12 protein-coding genes are annotated in these 14,214 nt (G+C 33.2%); 8 read left to right on the forward strand and 4 right to left on the reverse strand.

The genetic code is table 11. The annotated features are described in order from the left end of the window. The first annotated feature begins 329 nt into the window (after positions 1 to 329). On the forward strand, positions 330 to 3,605 hold the full coding sequence (locus ACFSR1_RS03375; protein ID WP_378289623.1) for a glycosyltransferase family 117 protein: 3,276 nt from the start codon (positions 330 to 332) through the stop codon (positions 3,603 to 3,605). Positions 3,606 to 3,644: 39 nt separating this feature from the next. Then, the gene (locus tag ACFSR1_RS03380; RefSeq protein WP_378289625.1) at positions 3,645 to 4,169 is read left to right on the forward strand and encodes a TlpA family protein disulfide reductase; all 525 of its coding nucleotides are present in this window, start codon (positions 3,645 to 3,647) and stop codon (positions 4,167 to 4,169) included. A 118-nt stretch (positions 4,170 to 4,287) separates the two neighbouring features. Here the strand turns inward: ACFSR1_RS03380 and ACFSR1_RS03385 are convergent, their stop codons facing one another. Further along, the gene (locus tag ACFSR1_RS03385) at positions 4,288 to 6,549 is read right to left on the reverse strand and encodes a S9 family peptidase (RefSeq protein ID WP_378289685.1); all 2,262 of its coding nucleotides are present in this window, start codon (positions 6,547 to 6,549) and stop codon (positions 4,288 to 4,290) included. Between the two features lie 345 nt (positions 6,550 to 6,894). On the opposite strand from ACFSR1_RS03385, the gene ACFSR1_RS03390 reads away from it, so the two are divergent. Next, positions 6,895 to 7,743, forward strand: a complete 849-nt coding sequence (locus ACFSR1_RS03390) for a DUF6503 family protein (RefSeq protein WP_378289627.1) — start codon at positions 6,895 to 6,897, stop codon at positions 7,741 to 7,743. A 73-nt stretch (positions 7,744 to 7,816) separates the two neighbouring features. On the opposite strand, the gene ACFSR1_RS03395 is transcribed toward ACFSR1_RS03390, so the two are convergent. Further along, positions 7,817 to 9,037 carry a M12 family metallopeptidase gene (locus tag ACFSR1_RS03395; RefSeq protein ID WP_378289629.1) on the reverse strand — a complete coding sequence of 407 codons (1,221 nt, stop codon included), beginning with the start codon at positions 9,035 to 9,037 and terminating at the stop codon, positions 7,817 to 7,819. A gap of 288 nt (positions 9,038 to 9,325) precedes the next feature. On the opposite strand from ACFSR1_RS03395, the gene ACFSR1_RS03400 reads away from it, so the two are divergent. The 3 genes from ACFSR1_RS03400 to ACFSR1_RS03410 are packed head-to-tail and all read left to right on the forward strand — an operon-like array spanning position 9,326 to position 10,750. After that, the gene (locus ACFSR1_RS03400) at positions 9,326 to 9,787 is read left to right on the forward strand and encodes a hypothetical protein (RefSeq protein ID WP_378289631.1); all 462 of its coding nucleotides are present in this window, start codon (positions 9,326 to 9,328) and stop codon (positions 9,785 to 9,787) included. Then, positions 9,787 to 10,134 (forward strand): DoxX family protein, encoded by a 348-nt coding sequence (locus tag ACFSR1_RS03405; protein WP_378289633.1) that lies wholly within the window; start codon positions 9,787 to 9,789, stop codon positions 10,132 to 10,134. Before ACFSR1_RS03400 ends, ACFSR1_RS03405 begins: the two co-directional genes overlap by 1 nt. Before the next feature lie 13 nt (positions 10,135 to 10,147). After that, entirely contained in the window at positions 10,148 to 10,750 is a 603-nt protein-coding gene (locus tag ACFSR1_RS03410; protein WP_378289635.1) for an alpha-ketoglutarate-dependent dioxygenase AlkB family protein, read from the forward strand. Positions 10,751 to 10,820: 70 nt separating this feature from the next. Here ACFSR1_RS03410 and ACFSR1_RS03415 read toward each other — a convergent pair whose 3' ends face one another. Then, a complete protein-coding gene (locus tag ACFSR1_RS03415; protein WP_378289637.1) occupies positions 10,821 to 11,234 on the reverse strand; it encodes a hypothetical protein in 414 nt (137 codons plus the stop codon). A gap of 206 nt (positions 11,235 to 11,440) precedes the next feature. On the opposite strand from ACFSR1_RS03415, the gene ACFSR1_RS03420 reads away from it, so the two are divergent. Continuing rightward, positions 11,441 to 12,301 carry an AraC family transcriptional regulator gene (locus tag ACFSR1_RS03420; protein WP_378289638.1) on the forward strand — a complete coding sequence of 287 codons (861 nt, stop codon included), beginning with the start codon at positions 11,441 to 11,443 and terminating at the stop codon, positions 12,299 to 12,301. 12 nt (positions 12,302 to 12,313) lie between these two features. Here ACFSR1_RS03420 and ACFSR1_RS03425 read toward each other — a convergent pair whose 3' ends face one another. Continuing rightward, positions 12,314 to 13,096: a S1/P1 nuclease gene (locus ACFSR1_RS03425; protein ID WP_378289640.1), complete on the reverse strand. Its 783-nt coding sequence runs from the start codon at positions 13,094 to 13,096 to the stop codon at positions 12,314 to 12,316. A 154-nt stretch (positions 13,097 to 13,250) separates the two neighbouring features. On the opposite strand from ACFSR1_RS03425, the gene ACFSR1_RS03430 reads away from it, so the two are divergent. Then, positions 13,251 to 14,186 carry an alpha/beta hydrolase gene (locus ACFSR1_RS03430; protein WP_378289642.1) on the forward strand — a complete coding sequence of 312 codons (936 nt, stop codon included), beginning with the start codon at positions 13,251 to 13,253 and terminating at the stop codon, positions 14,184 to 14,186. Positions 14,187 to 14,214: the final 28 nt, after the last annotated feature.

Raw genomic sequence — 14,214 nt, forward strand, 5'->3', positions numbered from 1 at the left:
TGTGTAGTGAGGTTCTAAAGTAAATTTAGAATAGTGCTTTGAGACTTCATCATTACGCAAAGCATATGATCATTTAAGTAAAATCATCTTAGTACAATAACACATCTCTTACTTGGCCATCTTCCAATGCAATTTTGATTCAACAAATACCTCTCTATTAACCTCTACATAAATCCGCTCGATTATTTAGCTCTCGTCAACAAGAGAAAATCACAGTTGTTTAGACAAAATTCTTTAAATCATACCCGTACTAGTACTTTATTACGACTACTCTCACTGTAATTTTAGTAACATTTATTATTCATTTGATTTTCTGAAAAGACAATCAAATGAATATATCTCATTTCAAAAAATGGAATCTTATACTGGGCTGGACCGTATTTCTTATTTCTTTGCTGGTCTATGTAAATACTGCAGAACCCACTAATAGTTTTTGGGATGTAGGAGAATATATTTCTGCATCATCCAAATTACAAATTGGACATCCTCCAGGTGCTCCCCTATTTCAGATGATTGGCGCTTTTGCTTCGGTTTTTGCTACAGACCCAGAACAGATTGCATACACATTGAACATTACATCAGGAATTGCAAGTGCATTTACCATACTTTTTATGTTTTGGTCAATTACCATATTACTCACTAATTTGGCAAGAGCCAAATCAAATCTTACAAAAAGTACTTCTATTGCCATACTCGGAAGCGGAGTTACAGGATCATTAGCTTTTGCCTTTACAGATAGTTTTTGGTTCAATGCAGTAGAAGCAGAAGTGTATGCGATGGCAACTTGTATTCTGTCGGTGCTTTTCTATCTAGGATTATTATGGCAAAGAGACATGAATGAATCGCAGGGAAACAAATGGATTATTCTAATTTCTTTTATTGTTGGATTATCCTTTGGTGTTCATTTTATGGGATTACTCTCGATTCCGGCTATTGGTTTACTTTACTATTTTAAAAATTATAAAACCATAACTCTCAAAAATTTCATCATCGCCAATATCATTGTGATCGCAGTATTATTGTTCATTTTTAAATTGCTGTTACCCTATACCCTTACCTATTTTGGAGTTTTAGAAATCTTCTTTGTCAATTCTATAGGGTTACCATTTCATTCGGGAACTATTATTGCCGGTATAAGTTTAATAATCAGTTTTTATCTCGGATTAAAATACACCAGAAAGAAATCCTATCCATGGATCCATACTTCCTTGCTTTGTATTCTTTTTATTTTGATTGGGTTCTCTAGCTGGTTAATGATTCCGATTAGAGCAAATGCTGGCACCGTGATTAATGAAAACAACCCAAACAATGCCAGAGAACTACTAGCGTACTACAATCTGGAGCAATACCCAAAAACGTATCTGTTTTATGGTCCTCAATTTACCGAGATCTATGGAAATCTGGATGAACACGAACCGTACCTAGACGATAAACCTAAATACGAAAAAGATCTAAATACAGAAAAATATGTGGTTGTCAATGATTGGAAAAATGCTCGACAGAATTTAGATAACAATCATAAAACTTTATTACCAAGAATGTGGAGTACCGAGCATATCAGTAATTATATGTTATTTAGTGGACCGCTGAAATTCTCTATCAAAGAAGAATATCAAGACGAAAAGGAACTGGTGGATACCGTTATTGATTTTAGAAAGAAATTTGCATCGGGAGAATTAGACTACAGTGACTATCACAAATTTTTAGAATCATTTGGTCAGTTTTTGAATGTAGAACCGCCTTCATTTTGGGATAATGTATCCTATTTATTTCAGTACCAAATTAACTATATGTATTGGCGCTATTTTATGTGGAATTTTGTTGGCAGACAAGATGATGTTCAAGGAAAGTTATCTTCTTTACACGGTAATTGGCTTAGTGGAGTTTCTTTTATTGATGAAGCGCGTCTTGGATCACAAAATAACTTACCAAATGATGCTGTAAAAAACAAAGCTAGAAATACATATTACTTCATTCCTCTTATTTTGGGTTTGATTGGATTAGTTTTTCAACTGAAGCATGATAAAAAGAACTTCTGGGTATTGTTTATGTTCTTTTTGTTTACAGGATTATCCTTAAAAATATATCTTAATGAAAGACCCTTTGAGCCCAGAGAAAGAGATTATGCTCTAGTAGGTTCGTTTTATGTGTTTGCCATTTGGATTGCGTTTGGTGTCTATGCGCTTTTTGACATAATAAAAGATCAAATTAATCCTAAAAAAGCTGTTTATCTTACAATCATTATTTCATTGTTAGGTGCACCTTCTTTATTGATTTCTCAAAACTGGGATGATCACGATCGATCCGATCGATATACAGCTCAATCATCCGCAAAAACGTATTTATCTTCTTGTCAGAAAGATGCCATTCTTTTTTCTATTGGCGATAATGATAGTTTCCCCTTATGGTATGTGCAAGAAATAGAAGAGTATCGAACAGATATACGCATTCTCATTACTAATCTATTAGCAACAGATTGGTACGTAGATCAAATGAAAAAAGCAGCGTATAAGAGCAAACCTGTGCCTTCACAATTAGATCATAAATTTTACGCATATGGTAATAATGATGCAGTCTTCTACAAAGCGGTAACCAAAGATACCATGCACATCAAAAACTGGATGCGCTGGATCACATCCGATGATGACAGAACCAAAGGGGAACTCATGAACGGAAAAGTAGTTTCTACCTTTCCAACAAGGAATATACGAATACCTGTTGATAAGGAAGCTGTATTAAAAAACGGAATAGTATCTGAAAAAGATGCAGACAACATTGTGCCTTATATTGATATCCATCTGAAAGGTAATTATATCCCTAAACATAGATTGGTCATGTTAGATATTATTGCCAATAACAATTGGGAACGACCCATTTATTTTACGGGTGGTAGTTTTGGAGATGATGATTATATCTGGATGAAAGATTATTTACAATTAGACGGAATGACCTATAAACTCGTTCCTATAAAAACAAAGGTGAATCCATCAAACCCCTATCAATTAGGAAGAGTTGATACCGATGTGATGTATAAAAATGTCAAAGCATGGGATTGGGGAAATGGAGATAGTACAGAAATTTATCATGACACAGAAACCAGAAGAAATGGAATATCTTATAGAACCAATCTTGGTAGACTCGCCGATCAGTTGATTAAGGAAGATCAATTATTAAAAGCTGAAGAAATCCTGGATCTGGGAATAGAAAAAATGCCTTTGGATATCTATGAATATTATACTCCATTACACTCTTTTGTAGATAATTATTATCGAATTGATAAAAAAGAAAAAGCGAGAGCTCTCTGGAAACAACTAGCTAAAAAATATCAAGAACAACTAGTATACTTCGAAAGCTTATCCTACAAACGACAACAAGAAAATTTTGAAAGCATCATGGATAATGTAACGTATTATCGAGATCTCGTGGACACCTTAGTTGAAAATCAGGACATAGAACTTGTGGATGTAGAAATAGACACTTTTAATCGATACATTAATTTGTTTCCCAGATTCTTTGCTAAACAGGAAAAACCTCATCCCAATACTATAGTAAAAGATGAAGAGCATTTATTGAAAGAATTGAGATCGGAACAGGAAATTGAATAAATGCACTATATTGTTTGACCAATTAATAATTTAAAAAAAATGCGTTCTGTAATATTCATTTTATTCGCCAGTACTTTTTCTTTATATGCTCAACGAGCAGATATAAACGTGAAAGTTGGTGATCCATTCCCTCCTTTTGAATTAAAAAATTTAAACAATAAAACAATTACTCTTGATGATTTAAAAGGAAAAGTTGTTTTTTTAAACACTTGGTTTAATGGATGTAAACCTTGTGTAGAAGAGATGCCTGAATTAAACAAACTAAAAGACAAATATAAAGATCAAGTAATCTTTTTATCTATGACTTTGGATAGTAAAGAGGAAACCAAGCAATTTTTAAAAACACATGACTATAATTTTGAACATCTGGTAGATGCAGAACCTTTTTTGAAAAATGTTCTTGGAAGTAAAGCGTTTCCGAGAAATATAATTATTGACAAAAACGCGATAATTCGCAACATCGATTATGGTTTGCCTCATATAAAAAACCCAGGAGAAGAGGAACTAAAAATGGCTGATTACACTTTTTTTGAAGCATCGCTTTTAGAAATATTATCAAAATAATTCGTTTCTCAGGATGTGGTACTTAAATGAAAAACCTCCTGACCCAAGTTTTCAGGAGGTTTTTACTACTTATCAAAAAAGGATAAGTAATTCCTTTTTTTTAATCAGTTTTACTTGATTATCCCTTAACAGGTTTTGTAGTTTCTTTTTTACCAATATGTTTGGCATAGAATCCCATCATAGCTTTATACATAGCGATAGAGTTTTCCTCTTTACCGAAACCGTGACCTTCGTCATATCGAACCATATAAGGCACATCAAATCCTTTCTCTCTTAATGCTTTTACAATCTGATCTGATTCATCAATATTAACTCTAGGATCATTTGCTCCTTGTACCACAAACAATGGCTTTTTGATTTTATCAATTTGATATACCGGAGACACTTCTTCCATAATAGCTTTTTCTTCAGCTACGTCTTCATCATACCAAATCTCTTTTATGATTTTTAAATATGGTTTCCAATAAGGTGGAAACGTCTTCATAAAAGTGAACAAATTCGAAACTCCCACATAATCCACACCACAAGCATATAAATCAGGGGTTTTGGAGAGTCCGCGTAACACGGCATAACCGCCGTGACTAGCTCCATAAATTGCTACTCTATCTTTATCTATCCAACCTTGATCAATTACATACTGTAATCCGTCTTCTACATCATCCATGGCTTTTCTTCCTATTTGTTTAAATCCGCTTTCCAGAAATTCTCGACCATACCCTCCTGATATTCTAAAATTAACTTTTAAAGTGGCATACCCTCTGCTCGCAAATAATTGTGCCTCCCGATTGAATCCCCAAGAATCTCTGATGCCCTGCGGTCCTCCATGTGGATTTACAACCAACGGTACTTTTTTACCTTGTATCGCTTCTTTTGGTAAGGTAATATATCCGTGTATCGTTAATCCATCTCTACTTTTAAAAGTAATCGGGCGCATCTCTGCCATATCATTCTCCTTTAGCTGAGGCATTAAATTATATAATAACTTAAACTCATCTTTTACAGCATCATAAGAATAATACACTCCATACAATTTATCACTTCGTAAAAAGATCAAATATTTATCTTCTTCGTCAGTTTTTCCAGAAATTGAATACTGATGATCCGGAAATTCTTTGGTAATCCTTTTGTGTAGTTTTTTATAGTAATCACTTACAGGAACGATTACTCTTTTTTCTCCTTCATATGAGAAATAATCTAATTCATACCCTCTTTTTCGTGATAACGAAAGGTTAGACACATCGTAATTATCGTTAGAAAACAATTTTTTGATTACTTTATCAGCTTTAAGATCGTATAAATAAATCTGAGCTTTATCTGTTTCCAGATTCGAGACTACATAGGCGTCGTGAGGGTTTTCTGTGGAGTAATCATAATTTAGAATCGAGAAGGTATCCTTCCAGTTCATTTTTTTAATGATTTCGTATTTACCTTCTTCCTTAGCATAATAAAAATCCACATTTACTCCATCTCTTATCTTACCGTATCCTCTAAGATTTCCATCTTTATCGAAGTTATATCCCGCAATAGGATTAGCGGCATCCTCATTCTTAAACAATTGTTTAATTTCTCCTGTAACAATATTAATTTTATAAGGTTCGAAGATTTGTTTATTGTTTTTATTCATTGAGATGATCATGTGATCCTCATCTTCTTTTAACCCTTCTAAAATATTAACCTGTACTCCTTCATAAGGAGTTAATTCTTTCTGATCAGTACCATCTATATTTGCCGCAAAAAGATGATAATCTTCATTTCCGCCTTTATCCATCACATACACCAATCGTTCGTTATTAGCCCAACCATATCCTCTAATCAGCTCTTCTTTTTCCTCGATTACACGAGTAACCTTGTCTGTTGCTATTTCTTTAACATATACATGGTTTTTACTATTCTCATCTTTTTCTCTGTAAGAAAGATATTTTCCGTTTGGAGAAAACTGAAAACTTCTGGCTTTGGGTTTCGCAAAATAATCTTCAACAGAATATTGATAATTCCCTTGATCCAAATTTGCCATCTTTTCTAATTCTGTATCAGAAGAAACCAATGCTGGATTTCCTGGTATTGTTTTCTCTGATTTTTCCATTTCTAATGGTAATTCCATTCCGCTTTGATAAAAAGTTCCTTTTAGTTTATTATTTTCAAGGGATGCCACATATTTGATCCCTGCTTGTTTAAACGTCAAAGTTAATTGATTGTTTTCAAAGACTGTTGCATCCATTGGAATTCCGGTTGCACCTTGAGCAGGGCTATCCATTTTAGAAGATAAAGCTCCTTCGTTTTCTTCAATATGAAATACTAAGGGTACTTCTGTACCTTGCACAGATAGTTTTCCTTTCCAGGTTCCTATTACCTCTTGTCCGTACGTTTGGGTAAATGACATACATAACACTACTAAGAATGTCCCCCATACTGTTTTAAATAATTGTTTCATCTGTTCTGTTTTATTTTTTAATTGTCAGGTGGAATTTGCCATTGAACATTTTTGTTGATCTAGAATTAGCTCTTTTGGCACATTTCATTTGTTTATAATATTGATTGTAAACAATGTAGATATCTATGCTATTAGTAATCAACCTACCGTTTTTGTTACATGATCTCTGAGATTTAACAAAATAAAAACTTTTTAAAAATTCATCCCCTTCGAATATCTGTTACAATTTTCATAAAGATTATACTACTATTTATGGTTTTAGTACTTTAGAGTTATAACACAAATAACCTCACCATGAAAAGATTTTTTATAGTACTACTCTCCATTACCGTATTGAGTTGTAATCAAAACAAAAAAGAAGAAAACAAGGAACCTGAAGTAAAAGAAAATGAAGACGCTATTGCTGTAGAACCTGATGGCGGTATTGGCAATGGGGCCTTATCCATTACTGATCATTTTATCAAAAGCATAGAGAAAGCACATAAGAAAGATAAATTTTCACAACACAAGGCAGTTAGCTTTTATGCCAACATTATTTTTAATGGAAAAGAACATTTGGATGGAAAGATTACGATGCTAACCAATTCATCAAAAATTAGAATTGACAAAAAAGATGACAGTAAATTGATCTACGATGGAGAAAATGTCTACTTGTGTCCAGCGGATGCTAACGATCAAGGAGCGCGGTTTGATATGTTTACCTGGACTTATTTTTTTGGGTTACCTTATAAGTTAAGTGATCCCGGCACTCAATGGGAAATGCAAGATGACAGAATGCTTAATAATACCAAACATAGTACCGCTAAACTAACTTTTGAAGCAGGAACCGGTGATGCTCCGGATGACTGGTATGTTATCTATGCAGATCCAAAAACTAAAGCGCTCCAAGCAGCTGCATATATCGTAACGTTTGGAAGTGATGGTGATACCTCAAAGGCAGAAGCTGATCCACATGCGATACAGTACAAAGAATTCACTACTGTAGATGATATCCCATTTGCGACTAAGTGGGAATTTTATGGCTGGACTTCAGAAAAAGGAATGACCGATAAGTTAGGAGAAGCTACTATTACTGATATTACTTTTTTAGAAGACGAAGGTGAATTATTTGATGATCCCGAAAATTCCAAAATAATCGACTAAGAAAGAACAACGTAGTAAACAAAAAAACACCGCAATACTTGCGGTGTTTTTTCATTCACAAATTCAGTAAAATTTACAATCCCGAAATTACGAATTCTTCCCAGTTTCCTATAGCCGTTCTATTACAGGTCATAGATTGCAACCCGTTTTCTGAACTTATGTATTTGCCATTATTACCTCTTAATGCATATGTATTTCCGCCTCGGCTTACCAACGTAAATTGTTCCCAAGAACCTATTTGAGTTCTATTACAGGTAATAGGTTTATTACCATTTTCGCTACTCACATATTTACCATTGCTTCCCTTTAACGCTACTTTTCCTCCACTAAGTGTTATTACCTGAAACTTTTCCCAACCTTGTGCAGTTGTTCTGTTACAGTTCATCGGTTTACTTCCATTTTCACTACTTACATACTTACCGTTATTTCCTCTCAATTCGACCGTATTACCCGAAGTTACCGGAGGATACATTTTATTGATTCCGATTACATCACTATTGGATAGACCATTACGTTGTGCATTGTAAGTATTTCCATTGGTACGAACTATTGTAGGTTGACCATTTTTCGAAAACGCATAGGATCCATACATCATGATACTTCCTAAATCTAAGCTAGAGGTATACTCATTACCATCTTGGCCTTGTTCCTGGTAGGTTCTAAAATTAAATTCTTTACCACTTTGTATATTTTCGAACAATACTTTTATATACTGATCCCTATCTTTTCTACTTTGCTCATGCCATAATCCTATTGCGTGACCAATCTCGTGAATTGTATTTCCGGTAGAACAACCATTGGCCAACGTAATATCTTGTCTACCACCAATGCGTCCCACATAAGAAGAACAACCTGATCCACTTCTGAAATAGACATAGTTTGCTTGATTGGTACGTTGTACAAATCGTAAAGCTGTCTTAGACTCCCAATGAGCAATGGCATTCGTTATTCTGGCTTGATTTGTCAACCCACTTTGAATTGAATAGTATACCGTATTATTGGGCCATCGACCACCGATTCTTCCAACACTTTTATTATTGTCAGAAAGCATAATCTTAATATCACCCTCCAGTATATAATGCTTGTTGATACTTTCTACATCTACCTCATCGCCATCTAATGTTATTCTGAGTAATTCTCCAGTTTCATCCGGAAAAGCTTGCTCCAACATAAAATTATCATACAGGTTTTGCTCTTCATTGGATTCAAAATCTTGTGTTTCACAAGAAAGAAATAATATACTTATGATCAATCCAAGCAGAAATGGAACATTAAATTTGGAATAGTTTTTCATAGTTAAGTCTGTGTTAGGTTTAAAAGTGAATACTATATTAGTAAATACTTTTACCATTATCGCGCACAAAATACTAAGTGCCTCTAAACTTTTAACAAACGAGGTGAATGAAAAAGTATTCGTTTTTTTGCGTAACTATCTAAAAGAGAAATAGTGTTGAGAAATAACTACATCGATTGTTGAATTCCATAAAAATGATACAATAGGATTACGTTAAAATGAAGGATCTTAACAGTATTTTTTTGTATCTTTAATAAACACAACTTATTCTAATTAAAATTCTCTACCATGACTGCGCTGTTTAAAAAATTACAACTTCCTCCTACTTTGGATGAAATATTAATACTTAATGAACCAGAAGGATTTTGTGAAGAGTTAGATTGTCTAAAAGGTGTTATCATTAAAGAATCTCTAATACAGGTATCTGAAGTCGATTTTGCACTGGTTTTTGTAACCGAAAAAAAACAAATAGAAAACCGAATTGAAACTATATATCCTAAACTAGTTGGAGATGCAATACTATGGTTTGCCTACCCAAAAAAAAGTTCTAAAAAATATACTTCGGAAATTACGCGAGACCACGGCTGGGGAGTTTTGGGAGATTACAATTTAGAACCTGTAAGACAAGTAGCTATTGATGAGGATTGGACTGCTTTGAGATTTAGAAAAGTGAGCTATATAAGAAACATGACCAGAAGTAAAGATTTTGCATTAAGTAGTGCTGGAAAGGAAAAAACTACCGGAGTTTAATGAATTGGCACTTATATATTTTATCAGGAGTTTTCATTTTAGCAGGTATCTTTCATTTAATTAAACCGAAGGCATTTATGAGAATTATGCCTTTATATATTCCTTACCACAGACAACTCGTTTACCTTAGTGGCATTGCCGAAATATTGGCTGGAATAGGTATTCTTTTTATACAGACTAGATCATTTTCAATATGGGCAATTATTGGTATGTTGCTTGTTTTTTTTCCAGTGCATATCCACATGCTGGTAAACAAAAAAGCAAGTCTTAATTTACCTAAATCAGTACTTATTTTTAGAATATTTCTTCAGTTTGGATTAATATACTGGGCACATTCATACCTATAAATTTTGATATATATTGGACTTATTTGCTTCTCAAAACAGCCCTATTCAATTAAAAATGCCCGATGGCGATGTTTGTTATTATCCACATTTCTACGACAGTAATCAGGCAGATCAATTATTTAAGACATTGATGGAAACCATACAATGGCAGCAGGATGATATTAAAGTCTTTGGTAAAGTTTACAAACAACCACGTCTTACTGCCTTGTATGCTTCTAATAAAAACACATACACCTATTCTAATATTACTATGACACCTCATCTATTTACGGATGAATTACTATTGATCAAAGAAAAAATAGAACTAGTAAGCTCAAATACATTTACGACCTGTCTACTTAATCTCTATCGAGATGGTCAGGACAGTAACGGATGGCATGCGGATAACGAAAAAGAATTGGGTCCTGAACCTCTAATAGCGTCTGTAAGTCTCGGAGAGGAAAGATGGTTTCACTTCAAACACCGTACGAAAAATCTTAAACAAAAAATCTTGTTACAACATGGTAGTTTACTGATAATGCGCGGAAAAACACAGGAAAACTGGTTACATCAAATCCCAAAATCCAAAAAAATAACCAAACCCAGGATTAATCTTACTTTTAGAATTATTCATTAAAACTGAATACTATACCCAAGAATTTTAAAGTTAAATAAAATCGATCATAATTGGTTGATCATTCTAAAAGCTATACCATTACGTGTACGCCTCTGGAATAATCCATTGACTTTAAATTATAATGTTCTTTTTTCCATAATATAAAACTAATTAGGAAAAAAACGAGATGGATCAATGACAGATTTATTGAATTGGCGTCTAATAGGAAGAATACTAAAAAAGAAAATAATAATGCAGCCCCCATCAATACTCTTCTAGTAGAAAAACCTATGATCAGAAACAATCCAATAGTAAATTCTTCAAAAGGAACTAGAGGCGCAAACGTTTTTACAAATTCATAATCAAACAAAGTTGTTTTTGTAAAATACATTTCTAAACCCTGCAAAAAATCAGCATATAGAATTACATTATACATACTATGTAGCACCAAAAATACACCAAACAATATTCGCACTGTTGTGTACAAGTAAACCCTAAGTTTCATCGAAGATTTGTGTTAAAATTTCCTAATGCAAAAATATCAACCACTATTCGATATATACTTGTAAAATTATAGATTCAACTTGTATAAAAAAACAGCAACTAATTAATTATCAACAACATCAAACGTTTTCGTTTAAAAATACAAGTAAAAAAACAACTGATTTGTTTTGATTTTATTTTTGTAACTTTAAAACAAAAGACTTGATTATGAATCGTTATACCTTACACGAAACCTTTGTTGTACATCAATATTCATTTGATAAATGGGAAGCGGAACCACATAATCATAATTATTTTGAAATTATTTTTGTTGAGAGTGGAAACGGTTATCACACTATTAATGGCGTTAGATTTCGTTATAAAAAGGATGATATATTTCTTTTAGCACCCGAAGATACACATCATTTTGAAATAGAAAAACACTCTGTATTTACACATTTTAAGTTTACAGAACTTTTATTTTCCAGTAAAGTGAACTTACCCGATAGGAAATACTGGTTACAGAGAATCGAGCAACTTCTGCACCATCCAAATATTATCCCTGGAGATGTAATTTCTCATGAGGAAGACCGGAGAATCATTTGGGATATTCATAATGTGGTCATGGAGGAATTTAAAAATGAAAAAATATATTATCAGGAAATCATTTCTAATGCGATTAGTACGATACTAAGCATCATTGTTCGGAATATTTCTGCTAAATACAATACACATAACCGTAATGTATCCATTAATGACTCTCGCATTGACCAAATACTTGGACATATAAGGCAAAATGTATATGACAATGATCTTACTAAGATTAGCTATATGGCAGATAAGTTTAATATGTCTCAGAGTTCTATCAGCACCTATTTTAAAAAAGCTACCGGAGAGTCAATCCATCAGTATGTAACCAAGTATAAAATGAAACTTGTAGAATACAGATTACAAAACACTGAGTTTACGATAGCAGAAATCGCATATCAATTAGGATATACTGATGAAAGTCATCTGACCAAAACCTTCAAGAAGTATTTCTCTATGTCCCCCAAACAATATCGAAAAGATCTGGCTGTCAGTGAATAGTCAAGATTTCTATTACCCAAAAATACTATTTAATATTTTGGCTAAGCGAATCCCTCCTTTTTGCAATTGAGCCCTTACCGTTGGAAAATGATTATACATATATTTATAGCCTAACTTCTCTCCTACATTGGCAGATGCATATACTTTTTTAGCTAAGTTTTGAGATTCATAAATCCAATCCAAAACATCTCCTTTTTCTATTGCTTCTACCTCTAATAAAGATAATTCATCTGCATTATTTGCCAATTCTGTATAGCTCATTTTATAATAATCAATCATCTCACTATCCCAAACTCTATGCAAGTTTGATCCTTCTTTAAACCATCGTACCTGAATATCATTACCCCCTTTATCTTCTCCTCTACCAACGTGCAGTGGTTGATGTAAATCGCCAATAAAATGCACTAACATTTTTAGATAAAACTCTTTATCTTCTTCAGAAGAAGTTTCACTTTTTAGTACCTCTATACATTTTTGTATTCCTTGAACTAAATCACCGCGTTCACTAGGAGTTTCTTCACCATATTTTTTATCAAAAGAAAAATTCACATAATGCCAAGGACCATATTCTCTATACCTGTTATCACTTTTTATTTCATCTGCATAAATTGAAACAAAGGCTAAGCCCTGTCCTTTTAAAAGTTTAGCAATATTTCTTTTAGCTTTTTCGGTAAGGTAACTCTCCGCAATCTCACCTGTAACCCTATGCCCTGTTTTTCCCCAATCATCGGCAATAGAAAATCCTTTAAAAGAGATAGTTAACAATAAGAAAAGTATAATGTATCGAGTATTCATTAGTTTATATTTTGCAGCAAAGATAAAAAAGGGTATGTTAGTGAATCGTTAAATGTGATTTTTAACAGAGAATAATTTATTTAAAATACTAGAATTAAAAAATATGGTATCGTATTTGACGTTTCACAAATACACATTCTTTAAATCCCCAAATATGAAAATACGGTTTTCAATTCTACTGATTGCCATTACAACATTTTGTCAAGCACAAGAGAAAGAAGAAAAAGAATACAACTCTGCTGTTGTCAGAGTAAATCGCTTTATAGAAGGAACACTGGCAACGCCTTACTCTGATGATAGTGTTCCTCTAATCATATTTATTATGGATGCCGGTGCGATCAATAGAGAAGGAAACGACCGAATGTCTAAGAATGACGCTTTTAAATTATTAGCCATTGAACTTGCCAAACAAGGTGTTGCTTCTTATCGATATGACAAAAGGCTTTTTAAAATTGATGCTTTTGGTATTCAGGAACATGAAATTTCTCTTGATCATTTTATTGAGGATACTAAATCTGCTGTAGATTATTTTCGAAAAAATGGAAATTACACAAAAATAGTTTTAGCCGGTCATGGTCAGGGGTCTTTAATAGGTATGATTGCCGCACAAAACAATGTGGATGGCTTTATATCCATAGCAGGAAATGCACAATCCGTAGATCAAATTGTTGTCCAACAACTAGAAAAGCAAGCACCCGGACTAGACAAGAGTGCTGCTGTGGCTTTTCAGGACCTTAAAGAAAAAGGAAGAGCTGCTAATTATGACCCTGCACTAGAGTCTATTTTTAGTTATAAGTTACAACCTTTTATGAAATCGTGGATACAGTATACGCCTTCAGAAGAAATAAAAAACCTAGATATCCCTATTCTGATCATTCAAGGTGATAAAGATCTACAGGTTGAAGTTTCGGAAGCAGAAAAATTAAAGGAAGCTGTTCCAAATGCCGAATACGTGCTTATTGAAAATATGAATCACGTTCTCAGAGAAATAAAAGGCAGTAGACTAGAGAATCATAAATCGTATAATGAATACTGGCTTAAAATAATGCCAGAAGTTATCAATACTATTATTAACTTCGTAAAAAAATAGCTAATCCCAAAAATTACTAACCCTGATT

Source organism: Aquimarina rubra, assembly GCF_042684305.1.
In the GTDB taxonomy this organism is placed as follows: Bacteria; Bacteroidota; Bacteroidia; order Flavobacteriales; family Flavobacteriaceae; genus Aquimarina; species Aquimarina rubra.

Bases quoted from the DNA above. Each gene is read 5' to 3' on its own strand.
- ACFSR1_RS03375 (WP_378289623.1), top strand. From the start codon at position 330: ATGAATATATCTCATTTCAAAAAATGGAATCTTATACTGGGCTGGACC.
- ACFSR1_RS03380 (WP_378289625.1), top strand. From the start codon at position 3,645: ATGCGTTCTGTAATATTCATTTTATTCGCCAGTACTTTTTCTTTATAT.
- ACFSR1_RS03385 (WP_378289685.1), bottom strand. From the start codon at position 6,549: ATGTCATTTACCCAAACGTACGGACAAGAGGTAATAGGAACCTGGAAA.
- ACFSR1_RS03390 (WP_378289627.1), top strand. From the start codon at position 6,895: ATGAAAAGATTTTTTATAGTACTACTCTCCATTACCGTATTGAGTTGT.
- ACFSR1_RS03395 (WP_378289629.1), bottom strand. From the start codon at position 9,037: ATGAAAAACTATTCCAAATTTAATGTTCCATTTCTGCTTGGATTGATC.
- ACFSR1_RS03400 (WP_378289631.1), top strand. From the start codon at position 9,326: ATGACTGCGCTGTTTAAAAAATTACAACTTCCTCCTACTTTGGATGAA.
- ACFSR1_RS03405 (WP_378289633.1), top strand. From the start codon at position 9,787: ATGAATTGGCACTTATATATTTTATCAGGAGTTTTCATTTTAGCAGGT.
- ACFSR1_RS03415 (WP_378289637.1), bottom strand. From the start codon at position 11,234: ATGAAACTTAGGGTTTACTTGTACACAACAGTGCGAATATTGTTTGGT.
- ACFSR1_RS03420 (WP_378289638.1), top strand. From the start codon at position 11,441: ATGAATCGTTATACCTTACACGAAACCTTTGTTGTACATCAATATTCA.
- ACFSR1_RS03425 (WP_378289640.1), bottom strand. From the start codon at position 13,096: ATGAATACTCGATACATTATACTTTTCTTATTGTTAACTATCTCTTTT.
- ACFSR1_RS03430 (WP_378289642.1), top strand. From the start codon at position 13,251: ATGAAAATACGGTTTTCAATTCTACTGATTGCCATTACAACATTTTGT.